The organism is Onishia niordana, from assembly GCF_004798965.1.
In the GTDB taxonomy this organism is placed as follows: domain Bacteria; phylum Pseudomonadota; class Gammaproteobacteria; order Pseudomonadales; family Halomonadaceae; genus Onishia; species Onishia niordana.
In genome coordinates this window covers 746,348-768,347 of record NZ_SDSD01000001.1, presented here as the reverse complement: position 1 = coordinate 768,347, position 22,000 = coordinate 746,348, and the positions used below count along the sequence as shown (strand labels likewise).

Sequence of the window (22,000 nt, the reverse complement as noted above, 5' to 3'; positions counted from 1 at the left end):
ACCGTCATGCAGGTGCTTGGCGGCTCCCAGCCTGAAGTGGCCGAGCTTTGTGCTCGGCCACTTCGTTACAAATCACTACACAACACAGTTGAACGGCACGGGATATCTGTCGTCCCATGGATGTGACATAAATCGTTTTTACACTGGAGGTACTTTCTAGATGCAACGCCTGACTGCCCTGCTAACGGCTGCGCTACTGAGCGCCGGTATGCTCTCTGCTCCCGCCATCGCGCAAGAAGACGCCTCTTCCGATGCGGCACAAGCCCAAGCGGCCGCACCGGCCACTGACTTCTCGGATGAGACGCTTAAGCAGTTCGCCGAGGCCTCCAAAGAAATCGCCAGCGTGTCTCGTGATTACACCGAACGCCTGCAAAATGCCGAAGACGAAGCCGCCAAGCAGGAAGTTCGCATGGAAGCTAACGAGGACATGGTCAGCATCGTCGAAGACAGTGGCCTCGAGGTCAGCACCTTCAATGCCATTGGGCAGGCCATTCAGCAGGATCCGGAACTGATGAAGCGGGTCCAGGGCATGGTCGAGCCGCAGGCCGAGTGATGCCAGTAACCGGCTTTTCCTGAGTCGGACGTATTATGCAAAAGGCCACCTACGGGTGGCCTTTTGCATGTCTGGGTGTTTTGACGCGGTGAAGCTCTTTACAGGCTCTGTCGAGCATTAGAGACTGGAGCCAATAGACACTTGGGCCGAGGCGGTGATCATGGACGTGGAACTGTTGGATATTCGTCAGCATATTGCTGGCAATGCGCCCTTTGACACGTTGAGCGACGATCTGCTCGATGAGGTAGCCGAATCGATCGAAGTTGGCTATTTCCGCGCCGATACCATGATCTGTGAGGACGGCCAGGCCGTCGAGAACCTGCACTATATCCGCAGCGGTGCCGTGGAAGTCTATCGACGCAATGGTGAGCTCTCCAACCGCTTTGGCGAAGGCGATATCTTCGGTTACTCCGACCTGCTCAGAAATCAGCGTGTGCGTTTCCCGGTCAAGTCGATCGAGGATACGCTGGTCTATTTCATTCCCGCCTCACTTTTCCAACGCCTTTGCAACGAGGATGAACATTTCGCGGACTTCGTCGAAGTGGGGCGCCCGCGGCTCGAGACGACGGTCGATCATCAGCACTACGACAACACCATGATGACGACACGGGTCCGCAAGCTGATCTCGCGTTTGCCAGTGATGATCGAAGCCGACTCGACCATCCAGTCAGCTGCCGCCAAGATGTGCGAGCAGAATGTGTCCTCGGTGCTGGTGTTGCAATTGGAGACGGAAGCCTCATCGCATACCTTCGTGCTGGGCGATGGCAAACAGTGGCGTACAGTGGGCATCCTGACCGATCAGGACCTACGAACCCGAGTGCTGGCCGCGGGGCGTGATGCTGACTTGCCGGTCGCCGAAGTGGTGACGCAGAACCTGATCGCTATCCAGTCCGATGAGTCAGTCCATGAGGCGATGTTGTGCATGTTACGCAACAACATCCACCATCTGCCCGTGCTGCATCGACGGCGGCCTGTTGGGGTGCTGCATCTCTCCGACATCATCCGCTACGAGACCAACAGCAGTCTGTATCTGGTCGGTAATATTTACCACCAGACCAGCCTTAAGGGCCTGGCGCGACTGAGCGATGATGTGCAGCGCAGCTTTGTGGGCCTGGTTAAGGATGGTGCGAATTCGCAGATGATCGGCAGTGCCCTGTCGACCATAGGGCGCTGTTTCAGCCGGCGCCTGATCGAGTTGGCAGAAGAGGAGCTGGGGCCACCGCCAGTACCCTACTGTTTCATGGTGATGGGCTCGATGGCCCGCAACGAGCAGGCCATCGTCACCGATCAAGACAATGCCCTGGTGCTCGATGACAGCTTCGACCCAGAGCAACATGATGCTTACTTCCTGGCCCTGGCGCAGCGGATCAGCGATGGGCTGGATGCCTGCGGGTATACCTACTGCAAGGGCGATATCATGGCCACCAACCCGCGCTGGCGGCAGCCGCTGCAGGTCTGGAAGCAGTATTTCAGCGACTGGATCAATGACCCCAACCCCGAGCGCCTGCTACACAGCTCGATCTTCTTCGATCTGGATCATGTGTATGGCGAAGAGGGCTTTGTCGAGCAGTTACAGGACTTGGTCGCCGATAGGGCGTCGAAGAGCCCGCTTTTCCTGGCTGCCATGGCGCGCAATGCCGTGAACCGCACGCCGCCACTGGGCTTCTTCCGTACCTTCGTGATGGAGAAGGACGGCAAGCAGAACAACTCGATCAACCTGAAGCGCCGCGGCACGGCGCCGTTGATCGACTTGATCCGGGTGCATGCGCTGGCTTGTGGGTCTCGAGCTCAGAATTCTTTCGATCGCCTCGATGATATCGCCAAGACCCAACTGCTGGTCGGGCGTTCCAGCGAGCGGATACGCTATGCGCTTGAGTTCATCTCCATGGTGCGTATTCGTCATCAGGCGATCGATATCGACGAAGAGCGCGAGCCAGACAACAACATTGAACCGGAGAACGTTTCCGACTCCGAGCGGCATAATCTCAAGGATGCCTTCCAGGTGTTGAGCAACGCCCAGAAGTTCCTGAAGTTCCGCTACCCCCTGCCCTAGGGGCCCTCAACTGCTGCGAAGAGTCATGTATAAGCTTCCATTTCGTAAACACAAGGTCAGCCCGAATGCCTGGCCGGAATATCTGGCGGCTCAGGCTGACAGGGTCCGTGATCCTGCATTGAAGCGTTTCTTCGCCGCCTATGATCTCGATCCGAATACGCCGATCGGTGAGGTGCCGCTGGTGGCGCTGGATATGGAAACCACGGGTCTTGATGAGCGGCGTCATGCCATCGTCAGCATCGGCCTGGTGCCCTTTACCCAGCAGCGTATCCATCTTCCCCAGCGGCGCTATTGGATAGTGAAGCCACCGCGTCCACTGAACAGGCAGTCGGTCACCTTTCACCGCATTACGCACTCCGAAATCGCCAATGCACCGGATCTTGACGAGATCCTCGATGAGTTACTCGAGGCGCTGGCCGGTCGTCTGGTGGTGGTGCACTATCGTCACATCGAACGCCCGTTTCTGAATGCGGCGGTGAAGGCGCGTCGTGGGGAAGGTGTTCTCTTCCCGGTGATCGATACCATGTCGCTTGAGGCACGTCTGCATCGCCAGTCGCTCTGGGCCCGCTTCAAGCGCTGGATCGGTCGACCGCCGGCGTCTATTCGTCTCCACGACAGCCGCTTGCGCTATGGCCTGCCTCCCTACCAGGGTCACCATGCGGTGGTCGATTCCCTGGCCACTGCCGAGCTATTTCAGGCGCAACTGGCGACGCATTTTGATCCCAAGACCCCGTTGCACCGTCTTTGGCACTAAAGCAGTCTGTTTTGTCCTCGCTGGAAAGCCATCGCCTTCACTCCTAGTCATCGACCTTATCCCTAGAGTTAGCCGAAAGCGCCTACAAACGACCACGGGCGGCCCAATGGGCCGCCCGTGGCGTTTTAACGTGGCGTCATCAGGCTCTTGGCCTGGTGACGTTTCTTCAGTTGCTTCGAGGTTCGGACATCAAGCCCTTGACGATCCCGTAGCAGCCCACCAGCAGCACGAGAGTGAAGGGCAAGCCGGTGGTCAGGGCAGCTGTTTGCAGGGCTGCCAGGCCGCCACCGAGTAACAGGGCGATGGCGAGAGCACCTTCGATCAGCGCCCAGAAGATGCGCTGCGGCTTGGGCGCGTCGACCTTGCCGCCGGCGGTGATGGAATCGATCACCAGTGAGCCGGAGTCGGAGGAGGTGACGAAGAACACGATCACCAGCACGATACCGATGAAGGAGGTGATCTGCGTCAGCGGCAGGTATTCAAGCATGTTGAACAACTGCAGCTCCAGGGCAGCATCCTGCACCGTGGTGATGCCTTGGTTGACCACCTGATCGATGGCGGTGGTGCCGAAAGCGGTCATCCACACGACCGAGGCCAGTGACGGTACCAGCAGCACGGAGATCAGGAATTCCCGCACGGTGCGGCCGCGGCTGACGCGAGCAATGAACATGCCGACGAACGGCGACCAGGCAATCCACCAAGCCCAGTAAAAGGCGGTCCAGCCCTGACTGAAGTTAGCGTCTTCACGTCCGAAGGGCATCGACAGCGCTGGCAGGTGCTGCACATAGCCCAGCAGATTATCGAACACGCCAATGGCGATCATGACCGTCGGGCCGACAGCGATCACGAACACTAGCAGCATCAAGGCCAGCAGCATGTTGAGCTGTGAGAGGCGCTGAACGCCCTTGTCCACACCCAGCATGATCGAGCCCAGGGCGACGACGGTGATGCCCATGATCAGCAGGATCAGCGTGGTGTTGTTATCGGGGACGTCGAACAGATAGTGCAGACCCGCGGACGCCTGGGTGGCGCCGAGTCCCAGCGAGGTGGTCAGGCCGAACAGGGTGGCGAAGACCGCCAGAATGTCGATCACATGACCCGGCCAGCCCCAGATGCGCTCACCCAGAATCGGGTAGAAGATCGAGCGCATGGTCAACGGCAGACCCTTGTTATAGGCGAAGATCGCCAGCGAAAGGCCCACGATCGCATAGGCGCCCCAGGGGTGAAGGCCCCAGTGGAAGATGGTCGCTGCCATGGAGAGGTCGATAGCGCCGGCCTGGTCACCCGCGGCGGCGCCCAGCGGTGCCCAGTCGGTCCTGACGCCATTCTCCATCGTGGTACCGCTCATGGCGGTCCCGAAGTGCGTCAGCGGCTCCGACACACCATAGAACATCAGTCCGATGCCCATGCCGGCGGCGAACAGCATCGCGAACCACCCCAGGTAGCCGAAGTCGGGCGTAGCGTCAGCCCCCCCGATACGTACCTTGGCCAGTGGGGTGAAGATCAACCCGATCGCCAGCACCACGAAGACGTTGGCCCCCAGAATGAAGACCCAGCTCAGTTTTGTGGTCAGGAAGCTGAAGACACTGTTGTAGATCGGTTCCATCTGGTCCTGGAGGGCCAATGTTGCGATCACGAATAACAGAATCACCAGCGAGGAGAAGAGGAAGACCTTGCCGTGCAGGTCCACGTTGATCCCCAGGGGGGAAGCGGTGATGTTGTCCTGGCCGATCACGTAATCCGTATCGATCAGGTTAGCCGGGCCCTCGGGCGCCGGAATTCCCTCGGAGCCGGTGTTATCCGGCGCCTTGGGTTTGCCGTCATTGGGTTGCTTAGCCACTAGACGTCTCCCTTGAAGTTATCGATTGTTGTGTATAGACGTGGGGTACTACTCGCTGGCCCCTGGGCGAACCAGGAATACCGATGCCTTGGTATGTGTCGCCACCTTACCGCCGTGAGAGGGCATGATGACATCTGCATGCTTTGGGGGGTGAGTCGGCATGACCACGAGATCGGCGCCAACCTTATCGATGGCCTCGATGAGGTCGTTGTCGAGATCAGCGATAGGATCAGGGCTTACGATGGTATGGGTGCTGACAGGCTGTCCGTGGACCTTGGCACGCTCCTGGGCGAAGGCTTCGAGCTTCTGGGTGAACTCTTCTGGCGTGCGCGCAACGGAGCCTGGCGTGGCGGCAGTGATACCGACGTAACAGACTTCCGCGTCGTAGTGCTTCGCCTGGTCAGCGACGATCTTCAGCGACGGTTCAATAACATCGAGGTGGGCGAGGTCCACCGGAACCATTATCTTCTTGAACATCTTCGTGCCTCCTGCGGGTTGTAAGTGGTTGTAGTTCCTTGATGTTGCCTTAGTTTAGCGTTGGTGCCTCACAGTCTGAGCATTTGCCCGTCGAATTTCCAGTTCCGCTTCAACGCTCGATTCTCTGCTGGCCTTACCAGATAGAAGCCGACGCTGCGGGCCCCTAATCAGGTACATCTAAGCGTTTCTAGACATTCGGCGTGCAGGTACCCGGTCAAGCAGGTAACTCGCGTCCAGGCCGAGACGCTTTTTTATAGCCTGCAGAGCTATTCTGCATGATGGTGCTACTTCATCTTGGCATTAGCCGACGTGTTATATGGTCCAAAACGACCACAGGCGGCCCAATGGGCCGCCTGTGGCGTTTTGCGCAAAGCATCATCCAATCATCAAGCCGGATGCTGCTCTTTTGAACCCTTGGGCTCGGAGAGCAGTCCTTTGATGATGGCGTAGCAAGCCACCAGCAGTACCACCGTGAAGGGTAGGCCCGTGGTGATGACCGCTGTCTGGAGGGCTGCCAGGCCGCCGCCCAGTAGCAGAGCGATGGCGATAGCCCCCTCGATGATGGCCCAGAACATGCGCTGCGGCTTTGGCGCATCGATCTTGCCGCCAGCGGTAATGGAGTCGATCACCAGCGAACCGGAGTCCGAAGACGTGACGAAGAACACCATCACCAGCACGATGCCGACGAAGGATGTGATGGCCGTCAGTGGCAGCTGGCCCAGCATCGTAAACAACTGAAGCTCAAGGGCCGCGTCCTTGACGCCTTGGAAGTTGTCGGTAATCACCTGATCAATGGCGGTGCCACCGAAAGCGGTCATCCAAAGCACCGAGACCAGTGAGGGCACCAGCAGAACGGCGATCAGGAACTCGCGCACGCTGCGCCCACGGCTGACGCGGGCGATAAACATGCCGACGAACGGGGACCAGGAAATCCACCAAGCCCAGTAGAAGGCGGTCCAGCCCTGGCTGAAGTTGGCATCTTCACGCCCGAAGGGCATCGACAGCGCCGGCAGGTGCGACAGGTAGGAACCCAAGTTATCGAAGAAGCCGGTCGCGATCGCAAGGGTTGGGCCGACGGCAATCACGAACGCCAGCAGCAGGAAGGCCAGCACCATGTTGAGCTGGGAAAGACGCTGTACACCCTTGTCGACGCCCACAAGCACAGACATCAGTGCCACGGCGGTGATACCTACGATCAGCAGGACCATGGTGACGTCGTTGTTGGGGATGTCGAACAGATAGGCAAGGCCGGCAGATGCCTGCGAGGCACCCAGGCCGAGCGACGTCGCCAGGCCAAAGAGGGTCGCGAACACGGCCAGAATGTCGATCAAATGCCCCGGCCAGCCCCAGATCCGCTCACCCAGGATCGGGTAGAAGATTGAGCGCATGGTCAGTGGCAGGCCCTTGTTGAAGGAGAACAGCGCCAATGCCAGTGCCACGACCGCATAGATGCCCCAGGGATGCAGGCCCCAGTGGAAGATAGTGGTGGCCATGGACAGTGATATCGCTGCCTCAGTGTCGCCGGCAGCGGCACCCAGTGGCGCCCAGTCGGTCCTGACCCCGTTTTCCATCGTGGTGCCGCTCATGGCGGTACCGAAGTGAGTCAGCGGCTCGGAAACACCGTAGAACATCAGGCCGATGCCCATGCCGGCGGCGAACAGCATCGCGAACCAGCCCATGTAGCTGAAATCGGGGGTGGCGTGGGCACCACCAATCCTGATTTTGCCCATGGGCGTGAAAATCAGCGCGATAGCGAGTATCACGAAGATATTGGCTGCCAGCAGGAAGAACCAGGACATGTTACCGGTCAGGAACGCGAAGACCGCATCGAAGACCGGTTCTACCTGATCCTGTAGCGCCAGCGTGATGAACACGAAGAACAGAATCAACAGTGCGGAGATGCTGAATACCTTGCCATGTAGGTCGACATCAAGGCCGAACCGGCGGGTCGTCAGATTATCCTGACCGATCACGTAATCGGTATCGATCAGGTTCGCTGGGCCTTCTGGCTTGGGTACGCCGTCAGAGACAGGAGTGTCCTTGTCACTGTTGGCGTTGGGGGAGTTTTTTTCCACGGGGAAATCTCCGATTGGTTAAATGAAAGGGGCATCAATGGCCAGAATGATGGCGGCATCCATGTCGGCGACAGGGGCCTGAGAGGTGAGGACCTTAGTGCTCACTTCCTGCCCATGCAGCCGTCCCTGTTCATTGGCAAAGTCCTCGAATGCTGTCGCATACTCCTTCGGGGTCTTGGCCAATGCGCCAGGTGTGGTTACGCGGATATTAAACGTCTCAGCCTGAAGCCACCCGGTCATACCTTTCGCCAGGTGCAGGTGAGGCTTGGGGCGTTCTGCATATGCCAGATCCACAGTAACCACCACTCTTTTGAAGATCGTCGAGACTCCTTGAGGGGTTTGTTAGCGAGTGTACCTCTAGGTTACGACCTGTTTGCCTGAGTGGCGTCGCTAGTCTGCGGATTTGCCCAGTGAATTGCTAGCCTGGTTCTAAACGGTAAGCGTTAACGACCTTGACGAGGTGATACGGCCGAATGGGTCGGTCATCGAGTAAAGGTGTGATAGCGGGCGATAGATGGGTAGTGCCTGCCAACGACACGACTGACCCGTGGCGCGAGAGTTGGCTAGGCTAGGCTAGGCTAGACTAGAGGTAAGAGTGAAAGGCGTCGATCTGGCCAGGCTCGACAAATCGCCAAGCTCGATGATGCCGAAAGACATGTGTCGAGAGAGGCATTGCGAATTGTCTGATGAGTTAGCCGAGAGCGACCCCTACGTAGCTACTCGCTCCATGCGCGTCGAGGACGCCATTGTCGGCGCCCATGCCCGGTGCCAACATAACGAAAAGAGCCGTGACCCCCGATCGCGTCCATCAGAATAATGAGCCCGCCATGACCGTTCAGACCGTGAATCCCAAGCGCCGCTTTCGCGGCACGCCCCGCGGCCGCGAGCTCGATGCCGACTGCCAGAGTGAGCTTCGCGAGCTACTCGGCAACGAGCGCGAGCATTCCGAGCTTCGCCGCCGTGACTTGTTACTCGAGCACCTGCATCGCATTCAGGATGCCCAGGGCTACCTGGGACTGCCCATGCTGCGGGCGCTCGCCGACTACATGAATCTCCCGATGGCAGAGGTCTACGAGACCGCTACCTTCTATGCCCACTTCGATGTCATCCACGACGATCAGACGCCGCCGCCGGCAGTGACAGTACGGGTCTGCGACTCGCTGTCCTGCCAGCTGGCTGGCGCCGATGCCCTCAAGCAGGCCCTGACGGACGGTGTCGATCCACAAGAGGTACGCGTGCTGCGCGCGCCCTGTATGGGTCGCTGCGAGATGGCGCCGGTGGTCGAGGTCGGCCATCGCCACGTCAACTACGCGACCCAGGAAGCCGTTGAAGCGGTGATTGATACGGGGCACTTCCACCCCGAGACCATCGACTGGCAGCGGCTTGAGGACTATCGCTGTGAAGGCGGCTTTGAGCTGCTCGAACAGTGCCAGGCCGGCGCGGTGACGGTCGATTCGCTAATGGAAGAGCTCGAGCGCGCCAATCTGCGTGGGCTCGGTGGTGCGGGCTTCCCGACCTTCAAGAAGTGGTACTTCGTGCGCCAGGAAGCGGGACCGCGCTACTGCGCGATCAACGCCGACGAGGGCGAGCCCGGCACCTTCAAGGACCGCTACTACCTGGAACATGCCCCGCATCGCTTCCTCGAGGGGGCCCTGGTCAGCGCCTGGGCGGTGGAGGCCGAGGCGCTCTACATCTACCTGCGCGATGAATACCCGGGCCTGCACAAGGTGCTGCACGAGGCGATCGCCGAACTCGAGGCCGCCGGCCTGGTCACGCCGGGCTATGTGGTGATGCGCCGCGGTGCTGGCGCCTACATCTGTGGCGAGGAGTCGGCGATGATCGAGTCGCTGGAGGGCAAGCCGGGTAAACCGCGCCACCGCCCACCCTTCGTCGCTCAGCGGGGCCTCTTCGACCGCCCGACGCTGGTCAACAACGTCGAGACCGTCTACTGGATTCCGCTGATTCACCAGCGCGGCGCCGACTGGTTTGCCGGCCATGGCCGCCATGGTCGCACGGGGCTGCGCAGCTTCTCGGTGTCCGGTCGGGTCAAGAAGCCCGGTGTGCATCTGGCGCCGGCGGGCATCACGCTCGCCGAACTGATCGAGGAGTACTGCGGCGGCATGCAGGACGGGCATCAGCTCGCCGGCTACCTGCCCGGTGGCGCTTCCGGCGGTATCCTGCCGGCCAGCAAGGCCGATATCCCGCTGGATTTCGACACCCTGCAGGCCGAAGGCTGTTTTATCGGCTCCGCGGCGGTAATGGTGATCTCGAACCAGGACAATCTGCGGGCGGTGGCCACCAACCTGCTGGCCTTCTTCGCCGACGAGTCCTGTGGTCAGTGCACTCCCTGCCGGGTAGGCACCGAGAAGATGCTGACGCTGCTCGAGCGCCAGACCTGGGACGCCGAGGCCTTGACGCGGCTCTCCACGGTGATGGTAGACGCTTCCATCTGCGGGCTTGGCCAGGCGGCACCCAATCCGGTACTTGGCTTGCTCAAGGACTTCCGCGACGACCTCGCCGCACAGAACCTGATCGTTAAAGGGTAGGGAGATAGACCATGACGAACGAGACCTTCACCCTGACGCTCGATGGCCACGAGGTTGACGGCTACGCTGGCGAGAGCATCTGGCAAGTCGCCAAGCGCGCTGGCGAGACGATTCCGCACCTCTGCTTCAAGGATTCCGCCGGCTATCGGGCAGACGGCAACTGCCGTGCCTGCATGGTCGAGATCGAGGGCGAGCGGGCGCTGGCCGCCAGCTGCCTGCGCCAGGCCCGTCCTGGCATGGTGATCCACAGTGCCGGCTCCGAGCGTGCCCGCGTCGCTCGTGAGGGCGTGTTGGAGCTGCTTGTCGTCGATCAGCCAGACCGCGACGACAGTCCTGACCGCTCGAGTCACTTCTGGGACATGGCCGATGCCCTGGCCGTCGATGCCACCGCGGTGCGCGAGTGGATGCCGCGGCGCGAGGAGCGCGAGGCGCCCACCGTGCATCACATAGAGCCCCGCGAAGGCTCGCTGACCCACGACGCCACCCACAGCGCGATGAACGTCAATCTCGATGCCTGCATCGAGTGTAACCTCTGCGTGCGCGCCTGCCGCGAGGTACAGGTCAATGACGTCATCGGCCTGGCGAACCGCGGCTCGGCTTCGAAGATCGTCTTCGATTTCGACGACCCCATGGGCGATAGCACCTGCGTTGCCTGTGGCGAGTGCGTCCAGGCGTGCCCGACCGGTGCGCTGATGCCGGCTACCCTGGTCGACGAGACCGGACGCGGCGACTCTGAGGCCGCGGACAGCAAGGTCGATTCGGTCTGTCCTTATTGCGGGGTCGGTTGCCAGCTCACGTATCACATCAAGGACGAGGAAATCCTCTTCGTCGAGGGCCGCGACGGGCCTTCCAACCAGAACCGGCTGTGCGTCAAGGGCCGCTTCGGCTTCGATTATCCGCGTCATCCCTCGCGGCTGACGCGCCCGCTGATCCGCAAGCCAGGCATCGCTAAGGGCGTCGATCCCACTTTCGACCCGGCCGACCCGACCACGCACTTCCGCGAGGCCAGCTGGGATGAAGCGCTAGACCTCGCCGCCGGCGGCCTCAAGGATCTCAAGTCCGCCCATGGCCCGGATTCCCTGGCCGGCTTCGGCAGCGCCAAATGCTCCAACGAAGAAGCCTGGCTGTTCCAGAAGCTGGTGCGCACAGGCTTCGGCTCCAACCACGTCGACCACTGCACGCGCCTGTGTCACGCAAGCTCCGTGGCAGCGCTGATGGAATGCATCGGCTCCGGTGCGGTGACGGCTTCCTTTATGCAGGCCAGCGAGGCCGATGTGGTGATCCTCACCGGCTGTAACCCGGCGGTGAACCATCCGGTGGCGGCGACCTTCTTCAAGCAGGCCGCCAAGCGTGGCACCAAGATCATCATCCTCGATCCCAAGGGACAGGCGATGAGTGCCTATGCTCACCAGGCCCTGCGCTTCACCCCGGGCAGCGACGTCTCGCTGTTCAACGCCATGCTCAACGTGGTCGTTACCGAGGAGTTGTACGACGAGACGTATATCCGCGAGCACACCGAAGGCTTCGAGGCGCTCAAGGAACATGTCCGTGACCTGACGCCTGAGGCCATGGCGGAGAGCTGCGGCGTGCCTGCCGAGGAGATCCGCGCGGTGGCCCGGGAATACGCCAATGCCGAGCGGGCGATGATCTTCTGGGGCATGGGCATTTCCCAGCACGTGCATGGCACCGACAACGCGCGTTGCCTGATCTCGCTGGCGCTGGCCTGCGGTCAGACCGGACGCCCGGGTACCGGCCTGCATCCGCTGCGCGGCCAGAACAACGTTCAGGGTGCGTCGGACGCGGGTATGATCCCGATGGTGCTGCCCGATTATCAGCCGGTGGGTGACGCCCAGGTGCGTTCCGCCTTCGAGGAGCTGTGGAACACCGAGCTTGAAGAAAAGCCGGGGCTGACCGTCGTCGAGATCATGGATGCCATCAAAGAGGGCACCATCAAGGGCATGTACATCCAGGGCGAGAACCCGGCGATGTCCGACCCGGATCTGGATCATGCCCGAGCGGCGCTGGCCAAGCTCGAGCATCTGGTGGTGCAGGATTTGTTTGTCACCGAGACCGCCCAGTTCGCCGACGTGATCCTGCCGGCATCGGCCTGGCCGGAGAAGGACGGCAGCGTGACCAACACCAATCGTCAGGTGCAGCTGGGGCGTCAGGCTCTCCCGCTGCCCGGCGATGCCAAGGCCGACTGGTGGATCATCCAGGAAATCGCCAAGCGCTTTGGTTTGCCCTGGGACTATACGCATCCTCGCGAGGTCTTCGCCGAGATGGAACAGGGCATGCCATCGCTGGATCACATTAGCTGGGAGCGGCTCGAGCGCGAGGGCTCGGTGACCTATCCCTGTTCGGCGGATGATGCGCCGGGAGACGATGTGGTGTTCTCCGAGGTCTTCCCGACCGCTTCGGGCAAGGCGAAGTTCTCGCCGACCCTGCCGCTGCCGCCGGATGAGCCGATCGATCGTGACTACCCGACGGTGCTGACCACCGGCCGTCAGCTCGAGCACTGGCATACCGGCTCGATGACCCGTCGGGCGCGGGTGCTCGACGACCTGGAACCGGAAGCGGTGGCCAGTGTCGCCCCGGGCGAACTGCGCCGGCTGGGGCTGTCGCCAGGCGAGTGGCTGTCCATCACCACCCGGCGTGGCGAAATCTCCCTGCGCGTCAGGGTCGATCCGCAGATGGCCGAGGGCATGGTGTTCGTGCCGTTCTGCTATGCCGAGGCGGCCGCCAACATCTTGACCAACCCGGCACTTGATCCCTTCGGCAAGATTCCGGAGTTCAAGTATGCCGCCTGTCGATTAATGCCGGCCGAGGAGCCCGTCGCGGCGACGTGAGTCGATATATCGCCCAGGCTACGCCTTGACGCAACAGGCAAGAGGAGGAGATCACCATGATGATCGTCGAACTGATTGATGGAGACGATTTTCGCAGCAGGCTGGTGGACCTTGGGGTCGCGATTCCGGATGGCGCCTGCCCCGAGACCTGCGCACGGATGGCGCGGCGCAAGTACCTGGAGGTTGGCGTGCCGGGTCTCGAGGAGGTGGTCACCGAGCTGATGTCGAAGACCGATGTGATGCTGCCTTCGGTGCGCCGTGCCATCGAGGCACATCTGCTGCCCATGCTGTCACTGCCCCGCTCGTCCTGAGCGGGCAGTGGCGGTGCCTGCGAGAGCCTTGTGATAAGAAGCACGTGTGAGTAGAGGCTCGTGTGAGCAGAACCCTAGGCGCTTGCCTGGCAGGCGCCTAGGGGACGCGCTGGTCGCCAGCGCCCCAGATGGTTAGCGCTTGTGGCCCATGCTGGCCCCAAGCGCTCCAGGCACGCGGTTAAACCGCGGCGGCACCTCCGTCGCTGCGGGGATCGTGGGCGCCTTCCAACAATCCGTCCGGATGACGCACGATGGCGCCAGCGTGGCCCATGGTGTCGCTGAACCCCTCATCGAGTAGCGTGATCTCGTGGCCGGCGTTTTCAAGGGCCTCCATCAGTGGGGCCGGGAAGCGATTCTCGAGCTTGAGCCCGGTGCTTGCCTCACCCCAGGTGCGGCCCAGCAGCCAGCGAGGGGCGCTGATCGCTTGCTGTAGGTCCATGCCAAAGTGGGCATAGCGGCTATAGATCGCCGCCTGTGTCTGTGGCTGGCCTTCCCCTCCCATGGTACCGAACCCCATCACCCGGCCGTCGTCGAAGCGGGCAAGCGACGGGTTCAGGGTATGAAACGGCTGGCGATAGGGTTCCAGGGTCTGCAAGGCCGTCGGGTCCAGGGAAAAGCCAATGCCGCGGTTCTGCCACATGACGCCACTCTGTGGCAGCACCACAGCGCTGCCAAATTCCCAATAGACGCTCTGAATGAAACTGACCATCCGCCCCTTTCCATCGGCGGCGGCCATCCAGATGGTGTCGCCCTCGGCGGAGTCATGGGGCCAGGGCAGGGCCCAGCGCGAATCGATCTGTGCGGCCTCCCGCTCGAGTGCTTCATGCGTGAGCCAGCCCTGCGGATCGCTTGGCAGCCGGCCGGGATCGGTCACGGTGGCATCGCGGGCCATGAAGGCACGTTTGGTGGCTTCCACCAGACCGTGCAGATGCGCAACGCCTTCTCCCTCCGTTACGCCCAGCCGCTCGAAGACACCCAATGTCATCAAGGTGGCAAGCCCCTGGGTGGGCGGCGGCAGATTAAAGACACGCGCGTCTTTGAGGCGCACCTCCAGAGGGGTGACGGCCCGGGGGTGATAGCGGGTGAAATCCTCACGTCGCAGTGGGCTTCCCAGTGCCTCTAGATCCGCGGCCATGCTCGCCGCAAGCTCACCCCGGTAAGCATCGTCGAGCCCGGCGTGGGTCAGATGCTCGAGGGTATCGGCCAGGCGGGACTGACGCAGCCGCGAGCCGACGGTTGGCGCCTGGCCAGCGTTCAGGTAGGTCTCGGCGAAGCCCGGTGCGGCGTTGAGTGCCGACAGGTGCTTGGCGCTAAGTGCCGCCTGGCTGTCGGTCACCGCCACGCCGTTGCGGCCATGGCCGATGGCTGCTTCGAGCAAGCGAGACAGCGGCAGAGCAGGGCCCCAGGCGGCGGCCTGGTCGAGGGCCAGTTGCCAACCGCCGAGCGTGCCGGCCATGGTCAGTGCCGCGAGCGGCCCCCGTGAGGGGATGCCGTTCTGCGCGTCGAAGCCTTGCTCGGCATAGAACGAGCGGCTGGCCAGCCCGGCCGCCGGGCCGCTGGCATCGATGGCCAGCGGCGGCTTGCCGGACTCATGGATCAGCCAGAAGCCGTCGCCGCCGATGCCATTCATGTGCGGGTAGGCCACTGCGATGGTCGAGGCCATGGCGACCATCGCCTCGATGGCATTGCCGCCCTCGGCCAGAATGTCACGACCGGCCTGGGCCGCCAGGTGGTGGGGAGCGACGGTCATGCCGCCATAAGCACGGGTGGTGTGTTGCATGGGACGCCTCAGGAGAACAGGTCGATGTACATGCGCACCGCGGTGGCGAGCAGGAAGAGGGCAAACAGCCGCTTGAGCAGGGCCGGCTCGATGGCGTGAGCGAGCCGCACCCCTAGCGGAGCACAGAGCATGGTCATCGGCACGATGGCAGCGAAGCCCAGCAGGTTGACGAAGCCGATCGAACCCGGCAGCCGGTCGGGCATGCCAAGCCCCGTGATCATGAAGCTCAGGGTGCCGGGAATGCTGATCACCAGGCCAAGGGCCGCCCCTGTGCCCACTGCAATGCGGATCGGGATGTTCAGCGCGCTCAGGGTCGGCACGCTCAGGGTGCCGCCGCCGATGCCCATCAGCGAGGAGATGCTACCGATCACCGCGCCGATCAGGCCGCTGCCCAGCCGACCCGGCAGGCCCTCGCGAATGATGCGGGTGTGGCGGCGCATCATGTTGGCGGCAACCAGCAGGGCAATGGTCGCGAAGATCCCGCTGAGCGCTGCCCCGCTCAGGTAACCGCTGGCGATACCGCCAAGCCCCACACCGATCACCACGCCCGGGACCAGTCGCTTGATGACGCTGGCGTCCAGGCCGCCTTTCCTGTGGTGTGCCCTGGCCGACATGATCGAGGTCGGGATGATGGTGGCAAGTGAGGTGCCCACGGCCAGGTGCATGCGCACCGCCTCGTCGACGCCGAGCAGGGTGAAGAGCTGGAAGAGTACCGGCACGATGACGATGCCGCCCCCCACCCCGAGCAGCCCGGCCATGACCCCGGCGATGGCGCCGGTGGCAAGCAGGGCCGCGATCAGCCCAAGAATCCCGGTCAGGGATGAAGAATCCAGCAGTTCCATTGAGAGTGCTTCCTTGGTGAATCATGAGTCGCGGTTGATGAGGTCGCATATCGATACGACAAGCCTTGCGATATCGAGGCTATCCTCACGCGCTTGGGTTCGCCGCATGGCGATGTCTGAAATAAGAATACCAGAGCAATGGCAATGACTTGCATCCCGACATAAGGCATATCCCGCACATGGATGGCAAAGGTTACGCCTTAATGTGCCAGCATCGATGCGGGATCGAGGGGCTGCACGCGGCGGAGGTCTAAACGCCTGATGACGCGGTCAGCGATTGAGGGGGACCAGACGAAAGAGTCCGCCATTGGGCTGGTCATTGAGTAGGTAAATCAGCCCATCGGGGCCCTGGCGGACATCGCGGATGCGCCCGATCTCGCCTTCTAGCAGGACCTCGGCGCGGGAGACGTCACCGTTGTCGATCGTCAGTCGTGTCAGCGTTTCACTGCGCAGGCCCCCGGCCAGGAGATCTCCTTGCCAGTCTGGAAAGCGGGCGCTGTCGATCCAGGCGAGTCCCGACGGAGCATAGCGTCCCTCGAACACATAGGCGGGATCCCGCATGCCCGGGGCATGATCGCGACCGATCGGCTGGTTGGTCACGTAGTCGCGGCCAAGGGTTACCTTCGGCCAGCCATAGTTGACCCCCGCCTCGAGGCGATTGATCTCGTCTCCGGTGCGTGGGCCGTGCTCGCTCGACCAGACGGTCCCGTCGTGGGTGACCGTCATCCCCTGGATATTGCGATTGCCCAGGGTATAGAGCGCCTCGGCCATATCCGGGTCGTCGACGAAGGGGTTGTCGCTGGGCGCTTCACCGGTCGCCGTCAGGCGTAGCACGCTGCCGGCGTGATCGGCGCCGTCCTGTGCTCGGTCGCTGTCACCGCGGTCGCCGATGCTCAGCAGTAAGGTGTCATCGGGGAGCCAGGCCAGCCGCCCACTATAGTGGTGGTTGAGCACGGAGAAGCGATTTTGCTCGAAGATAGGTTCCACATTGTTGAGACGCGGACCATCCGGTGCATTCAGGTCGAGCCTGGCTCTGGCAATCGCGGTACCACTGCCCTCGGGGCCGGCCTTGGCGTAGCTGAAATAGAGCCAGTCATGCTCGCCGTCACTCTTGTCGCCAAAGCCCGGATGCAGGGCCAGATCGAGAAGGCCGCCCTGATTGCGGGCAACGACCCGGGGTACGCCGTCGATAGGCGTGATGCTTCCGTCGTGTTCGATCAGCACCAGCCGCCCCGGGCGCTCGCTGACCAATACACGCTCATCGGGCAGGAACGTCATCGACCAGGGCCTCTCCAGCCCCTCGGCCAGACGCTCGAGGCGGAACGCATGCGGAGTGCCGGGCAGTCGTTCGGCGATCGTTGTTGCCCCATGGACCAGTGGCGAGGACATCAGGGCCGTTGCCAGGATCGCTGCAGATAGCAGTGTCGGTAGTGGCAGCATCGTGAGTCGCCATGATGTTGAAAGGATGGTCGGTCTTTGCATGGGCATAGCTCCCTTCCTCGGTATGAGCCTTTTCACCCTAGCAGGCCTCTCTGCTATTGGCTCGACGGCCTATGCTTCATAGGCGCCGAATAGAGGAAGTGCAACGTTGAACCTGGCGCTCATGAGGTAATTTGAACGACCAAATAAAATAGATGATAATCTCCGGCCTTGAATTCGATAACGCTGTGAAATAATAAAGGATCACGCCCATGATGATGCATTCGCGACGCACCTGGCTGGCGGCCGGACTGGCGCTTGGACTTGCCGGTCCCGCTCAGGCCGATGTTAGCTTGACCCGTGGCGCCACCTCGATTCCTGACGGGGAGGCCACCGCCGACGAAGACCTGACCATCGCCAACGAGCATCTGGCCTTTGCCCTGGCGGTAGAGTCTCGGCCGCCCTGGGGCGTGCCCCGCGGTACCCTGGTGGATCTGGCGGCGGTCAAGGACGGTGAGCTGGATCTGGATCGCGTCGCCTTCGCTGACTTCATTCCCAACAACTGGTCGGCCTGGCCGAACAGCGAGAAGGAGGTCATGGTCCTCGAGGACAGCCCTGAGCGTGCCGTGGTGCAGGTGCGCCGTAACTGGGGCGATGCCTGGGTGATCACCACCTACACCCTCGAGGCCGGCAGCGACCGCATCGATCTCGAGACTGAGCTCGAGAACGCCGGTGACGAGGCCCTGACGGCGATCCGCTCAGGTTTCACCCTGTGGCCGGACACCGGCTTCCTGTTCGGCGTGCCGGGCCTTGGCGATGCCAAGGAAACCGTCGCCGATCAGGCACTGACCGATCGCATGGTCGCCTATGACCGGGATTGGGTGATCGCGCTACATGCGCCGTACTTCGACCGCGTCAACTACGAAGGCCAGGACATGTATCTTGAGCATGATCTGGCGCCGGGCGATAGCCGGACCTTTAAAGGCGCGCTGCAGGTGGTGCCGACGGGTGATCTGGCGCCGGTGGTGGCCAACGAGATCGAACGCAAGGATCAAGAGGACGGTAGGATCAGTGGCACCCTGAGCAATGACGACGGCGAGGCCCCGCAGGATGGCCTGGTGATGGTCGAGAAGCAGGGCCACCCTTATGCCTGGACCCTGGCTGAGGACGGCCGATTCGCGATGGACCTGCCGGCGGGCGACTATCAGGTCTATGCCACTGGGCTTGGCCATGCCAACAGCGAGCCCCGCGATATCAGCGTGACCGCTGACGGCGAACAGACGCTGACCTTCGAGGGCCTCAAGGGCCCGGGCAAGCTGTCGTTGGATATCGTCGAGGCCGGCAGCGGTGTGGCAAGGGATGCGCGTTTCACCATCGTCGAGGGTCAGCAGCCGCCGGTAGAGTTCCTCGGCAAGCAGACCTTCTTCACCTCGCTCGACCCGGCTGGCAGCGCCGAGTTGTCGCTGGCGCCGGGCGACTACCGCCTGGCCGTGAACGCCGGCGCGGGCTTCACCGCCGAGGGCGAGACCCTCGACGTGAGCCTTGATTCCGGTGAGCAGGTGTCGCGTACCATCGAGATCGACCGCCTGGCCGAGCCCAATGATCGTGGCTGGTACGGCGCCGACCTGCACCACCACGCCAATATCCTCGAGGGCACCACGCCTCCGGAAATCGTGGTCAGCGCGCAGCTTGCCACAGACCTGGATCTGACCTTCGTCAGCGACCATGACTCCACGGCCAATCATCAGCGCTTCCAGGCGCTCTCCGAGAGCCGTGGCGTGCCCTTCATTCCGTCGATCGAGATCTCGCCGTCCTGGGGTCACATGAATCCTTTCCCCATCGCCCTGGGCGGTGAGCTGAGGGTCGATCCGGGCACCGACGAGATTCAGGCCATCATCCAGGATGCCCGCCGGCTGGGCGCCGAAGTGATTCCGATGAACCACCCGTACAACGATTACGGCTACCTGAGCAATCTGGCCAATGACAAGGTGCCGGGTGGTTTCACCCCGAACTTTGATCTGCTTGAGCTCAACGCCGAGGTCGATAACGCCAAGACCCTCGAGAGCGCCCATGCACTGTGGGATGACGGCACGGCGATCTACTTCACCGCCGGCACCGACACCCACGACGCCTGGAACGATCTGACCGGCCGTATTCGCATGATGGCGCGGGTTCCCGGCGAGCTGTCCCCGCGGGCTTTTGCTCGCGCCCTCAAGGACGGACACGGCTATGCGACCCAGGGCCCGCTGCTGTATCCGCAGAATGCGCTGTTCGGCGACACCCTGCGCCTGGCCGGCGACGAGTCTGCCACCTGGCATGTCGATGTCGCGGCGGTCGATGGTCTGGCCGAGGCGCGCCTGATTGGCCGCGGTGGTGAGGTCATCGCCACCCGTGAACTCGACGGCAAGGAGGCCAGCCTGGCTTTCCCGCTGGATGCCGAGATCGACGGCTGGATTGCCCTGGAAGTCGAGGACGCCGATGGCGACCTGGCCTGGAGCAACCCGGTGTGGGTCAAGCGTCAGGACAGCACGGCTTATCTGTCGGCCGCCGGTGAATAATCGCCAGCGCCTGACGTAAAAGCCGGAGCATCTGCTAAGCAAGAGGCCGCGCCCAGGCGCGGCCTCTTGCTGTCTGGCTGTGGCGTTTCGGGATCGCCACCCGCCAGCGCTCAGGCCGGCATCAGCACCTTGGAATAGAGCGCGTCGCCTTGGATATCCTTGAGCGTGACGGTCAGCGCCTCGCTCTCCGGGTCAAGATCCACCTGACCGAAGAACTGAAAGCCTTCGCTGGGAGACATGTTGGCGCGCCCTTGCGGCGGGGCCTTCACGAACTCGAGCCGGGGCCCGAAGGTGTTGTCCAGCTCCCCCGGGCCATAGGTGCCGGCGTGGATCGGGCCGCTGACGAACTCCCAGAACGGCGTGAACTCCTTGAACACGGCGCGCTCCGGCGAGTAGTGGTGTGCGGCGGTGTAGTGCACATCGGCGGTCAGCCACACCAGGTTGTCGATGCCTTCATCACGCACGAACTTGAGCAGCGCGGCGATGTCCTGTTCGCGTCCCAGTGCCGGGCCGTCGCCATTGGCGGCGTTCTCGAAGTTGTCGCCGTCGCGCACCAGTAGGCCGATGGGCATGTCGGCGGCGATGACCTTCCAGGTGGCGGTGCTGGCCTTGAGGGACTGCTTGAGCCAGGTGAGCTGGTCATGGCCGAGGAAGTCGCTCTGCGGCCCCGACGTCGACTGACGGTTGGCAGAGTTGGGACCCCGGAAGCTGCGCATGTCGAGCATGAACATCTCGAGCCCCGGCCCAAAACCGAACTTGCGATAGATGCGCTCCGGCGCCGCGAGGGAGGTGCGCAGCGGCATGTACTCGAGGAACGCCTGACGGGCATTGGCCGACAGCACATCGACGTTTTTCTCGGTGTAGCGTGCATCCTCGAGTATCTCGCCTGGATACCAGTTGTTGGTGGTCTCGTGGTCATCCCACTGAGCGAACATTGGCACCTCGGCATTGAAACGGCGCAGATGGTCGTCCATCAGGTTATAGGCATACTGACCGCGGTATTCATCGAGGGTCTCGGCGACCTTGGCCTTGGCGGGGGTAACGATATTGCGCCAGGTACTGCCGTCATGCTGGGTGACGCGCTCTTCCAGCGGGCCATCGGCATAGATGGTGTCCCCCGAATGGAGGAAGAAATCCGGCTGCACCCGGCGCATGGTGTCGTAAAGCACCAGGCCGCCGAAGTCCGGGTTGATGCCCCAGCCCTGACCCACGGTATCGCCGGACCAGACGAAACGCAGCGCCCTAGGCTTCTGCGCACTGGGTGGCAGCACCAGGCGCCCATCCAGCGGCTCGCTGATGGCACGGTGGTCATCAAGATCGGCAAAGCGCACGCGATAGAAGACTTCACCGCGCTGACTGGCGCGGCGGCCAAGCCCTGTCAGATCGAGGCGGGCCGTCAGGTCATCGGTGGGCAGGGCCGTCGGACCACGCATAGTGAGGGCATCGCGCATTTCCGGATTGTCGGCCAGCTCGATCATCATGCGGGACGGGCGGTCGGCCTGGCTCCACAGCATGGCGCGGTCGGCGGTGACATCGCCGCTCATCACGCCGGCGGGCATGCTGGGGCGGCGGCCTTCGGCCATCACGATGGCCGGTGCGCCCAGCAGGCCGCTGGCGGCCAGCAAACCAGCCCCCGCGCCATAGAGACCTCGAGACAGCAGCTGTCGACGGTCGAGGTTCAGCGTTGATGAATCACTCGCTTCACTGACAGGCAATGCGCTGGCCTTGCCATTAGATCGATGGGTGCTTGAGTACGGTGTGCGGCGAATCAAGTCGGAGAGATGCTTGGACATGGTCGGGTTCCTGAGTCGTTGATCGGCGACGGTGCAGAGCTTCAGTCACTGTCCAGGGTGACCGTGACCAAACCATGTCCCTTTATTGAAGCGTTCATGAAGTATGACTGCCCTCCACGTCTTAACCCGCTAGACGAAGAGCGCAGACACCTT

The 22,000-nt window shown here is 62.4% G+C and carries 15 protein-coding genes; 7 read left to right on the top strand and 8 right to left on the bottom strand.

The annotated features are described in order from the left end of the window. The first annotated feature begins 160 nt into the window (after nt 1-160). The 3 genes from ETC27_RS03310 (at nt 161) to ETC27_RS03300 (ending at nt 3,360) form a co-directional block, all read left to right on the top strand. Complete coding sequence (locus ETC27_RS03310; protein ID WP_136253529.1) at nt 161-553, top strand: DUF4168 domain-containing protein; 393 nt, start codon at nt 161-163, stop codon at nt 551-553. A 160-nt stretch (nt 554-713) separates the two neighbouring features. Then, nucleotides 714-2,606, top strand: a complete 1,893-nt coding sequence (locus ETC27_RS03305) for a DUF294 nucleotidyltransferase-like domain-containing protein (RefSeq protein WP_136253528.1) — start codon at nt 714-716, stop codon at nt 2,604-2,606. Between the two features lie 25 nt (nt 2,607-2,631). Beyond that, a complete protein-coding gene (locus tag ETC27_RS03300) occupies nt 2,632-3,360 on the top strand; it encodes a 3'-5' exonuclease (RefSeq protein ID WP_136253527.1) in 729 nt (242 codons plus the stop codon). 166 nt (nt 3,361-3,526) lie between these two features. Here the strand turns inward: ETC27_RS03300 and ETC27_RS03295 are convergent, their stop codons facing one another. The 4 genes from ETC27_RS03295 to ETC27_RS03280 form a co-directional block, all read right to left on the bottom strand. Then, on the bottom strand, nt 3,527-5,200 hold the full coding sequence (locus ETC27_RS03295) for a BCCT family transporter (protein WP_136253526.1): 1,674 nt from the start codon (nt 5,198-5,200) through the stop codon (nt 3,527-3,529). 48 nt (nt 5,201-5,248) lie between these two features. Beyond that, nucleotides 5,249-5,677, bottom strand: coding sequence for a universal stress protein (locus ETC27_RS03290; protein WP_136253525.1), 429 nt, complete (start codon nt 5,675-5,677; stop codon nt 5,249-5,251). A gap of 386 nt (nt 5,678-6,063) precedes the next feature. Continuing rightward, complete coding sequence (locus ETC27_RS03285) at nt 6,064-7,752, bottom strand: BCCT family transporter (protein ID WP_136253524.1); 1,689 nt, start codon at nt 7,750-7,752, stop codon at nt 6,064-6,066. A gap of 18 nt (nt 7,753-7,770) precedes the next feature. Further along, complete coding sequence (locus ETC27_RS03280) at nt 7,771-7,992, bottom strand: hypothetical protein (RefSeq protein ID WP_136253523.1); 222 nt, start codon at nt 7,990-7,992, stop codon at nt 7,771-7,773. Nucleotides 7,993-8,579: 587 nt separating this feature from the next. On the opposite strand from ETC27_RS03280, the gene ETC27_RS03275 reads away from it, so the two are divergent. Genes ETC27_RS03275 through ETC27_RS03265 form a run of 3 tightly spaced genes read left to right on the top strand, consistent with a single transcriptional unit; the run spans nt 8,580 to nt 13,455 of the window. Next, entirely contained in the window at nt 8,580-10,298 is a 1,719-nt protein-coding gene (locus tag ETC27_RS03275; RefSeq protein WP_136253522.1) for an NAD(P)H-dependent oxidoreductase subunit E, read from the top strand. A gap of 11 nt (nt 10,299-10,309) precedes the next feature. Beyond that, nucleotides 10,310-13,144, top strand: a complete 2,835-nt coding sequence (gene fdhF, locus ETC27_RS03270) for a formate dehydrogenase subunit alpha (RefSeq protein WP_136253521.1) — start codon at nt 10,310-10,312, stop codon at nt 13,142-13,144. A gap of 56 nt (nt 13,145-13,200) precedes the next feature. Further along, nucleotides 13,201-13,455, top strand: coding sequence for a hypothetical protein (locus tag ETC27_RS03265; protein WP_136253520.1), 255 nt, complete (start codon nt 13,201-13,203; stop codon nt 13,453-13,455). A 178-nt stretch (nt 13,456-13,633) separates the two neighbouring features. On the opposite strand, the gene ETC27_RS03260 is transcribed toward ETC27_RS03265, so the two are convergent. The 3 genes from ETC27_RS03260 to ETC27_RS03250 all read right to left on the bottom strand — a co-directional run bounded on the left by ETC27_RS03260 (nt 13,634) and on the right by ETC27_RS03250 (nt 17,559). After that, nucleotides 13,634-15,235, bottom strand: a complete 1,602-nt coding sequence (locus ETC27_RS03260; RefSeq protein WP_136253519.1) for a gamma-glutamyltransferase family protein — start codon at nt 15,233-15,235, stop codon at nt 13,634-13,636. A gap of 8 nt (nt 15,236-15,243) precedes the next feature. Then, a complete protein-coding gene (locus ETC27_RS03255) occupies nt 15,244-16,077 on the bottom strand; it encodes a sulfite exporter TauE/SafE family protein (protein ID WP_136253518.1) in 834 nt (277 codons plus the stop codon). A 270-nt stretch (nt 16,078-16,347) separates the two neighbouring features. Further along, complete coding sequence (locus tag ETC27_RS03250; protein ID WP_240724777.1) at nt 16,348-17,559, bottom strand: PQQ-dependent sugar dehydrogenase; 1,212 nt, start codon at nt 17,557-17,559, stop codon at nt 16,348-16,350. Between the two features lie 209 nt (nt 17,560-17,768). Here ETC27_RS03250 and ETC27_RS03245 point away from each other — a divergent pair, with 209 nt between their 5' ends. Next, a complete protein-coding gene (locus tag ETC27_RS03245; protein WP_240724776.1) occupies nt 17,769-20,054 on the top strand; it encodes a CehA/McbA family metallohydrolase in 2,286 nt (761 codons plus the stop codon). A gap of 110 nt (nt 20,055-20,164) precedes the next feature. Here ETC27_RS03245 and ETC27_RS03240 read toward each other — a convergent pair whose 3' ends face one another. Beyond that, the gene (locus ETC27_RS03240) at nt 20,165-21,847 is read right to left on the bottom strand and encodes an alkaline phosphatase D family protein (RefSeq protein WP_168709013.1); all 1,683 of its coding nucleotides are present in this window, start codon (nt 21,845-21,847) and stop codon (nt 20,165-20,167) included. Nucleotides 21,848-22,000: the final 153 nt, after the last annotated feature.

What these genes read in the sequence shown, in the direction of transcription:
- ETC27_RS03305 (WP_136253528.1), top strand. Translation starts at nt 714, where the DNA reads ATGGACGTGGAACTGTTGGATATTCGTCAGCATATTGCTGGCAATGCG.
- ETC27_RS03275 (WP_136253522.1), top strand. Translation starts at nt 8,580, where the DNA reads ATGACCGTTCAGACCGTGAATCCCAAGCGCCGCTTTCGCGGCACGCCC.
- ETC27_RS03290 (WP_136253525.1), bottom strand. Translation starts at nt 5,677, where the DNA reads ATGTTCAAGAAGATAATGGTTCCGGTGGACCTCGCCCACCTCGATGTT.
- ETC27_RS03300 (WP_136253527.1), top strand. Translation starts at nt 2,632, where the DNA reads ATGTATAAGCTTCCATTTCGTAAACACAAGGTCAGCCCGAATGCCTGG.
- ETC27_RS03310 (WP_136253529.1), top strand. Translation starts at nt 161, where the DNA reads ATGCAACGCCTGACTGCCCTGCTAACGGCTGCGCTACTGAGCGCCGGT.
- ETC27_RS03280 (WP_136253523.1), bottom strand. Translation starts at nt 7,992, where the DNA reads ATGACCGGGTGGCTTCAGGCTGAGACGTTTAATATCCGCGTAACCACA.
- ETC27_RS03265 (WP_136253520.1), top strand. Translation starts at nt 13,201, where the DNA reads ATGATGATCGTCGAACTGATTGATGGAGACGATTTTCGCAGCAGGCTG.
- ETC27_RS03245 (WP_240724776.1), top strand. Translation starts at nt 17,769, where the DNA reads ATGATGATGCATTCGCGACGCACCTGGCTGGCGGCCGGACTGGCGCTT.
- ETC27_RS03260 (WP_136253519.1), bottom strand. Translation starts at nt 15,235, where the DNA reads ATGCAACACACCACCCGTGCTTATGGCGGCATGACCGTCGCTCCCCAC.
- ETC27_RS03250 (WP_240724777.1), bottom strand. Translation starts at nt 17,559, where the DNA reads ATGCAAAGACCGACCATCCTTTCAACATCATGGCGACTCACGATGCTG.
- fdhF (WP_136253521.1), top strand. Translation starts at nt 10,310, where the DNA reads ATGACGAACGAGACCTTCACCCTGACGCTCGATGGCCACGAGGTTGAC.
- ETC27_RS03240 (WP_168709013.1), bottom strand. Translation starts at nt 21,847, where the DNA reads ATGTCCAAGCATCTCTCCGACTTGATTCGCCGCACACCGTACTCAAGC.
- ETC27_RS03255 (WP_136253518.1), bottom strand. Translation starts at nt 16,077, where the DNA reads ATGGAACTGCTGGATTCTTCATCCCTGACCGGGATTCTTGGGCTGATC.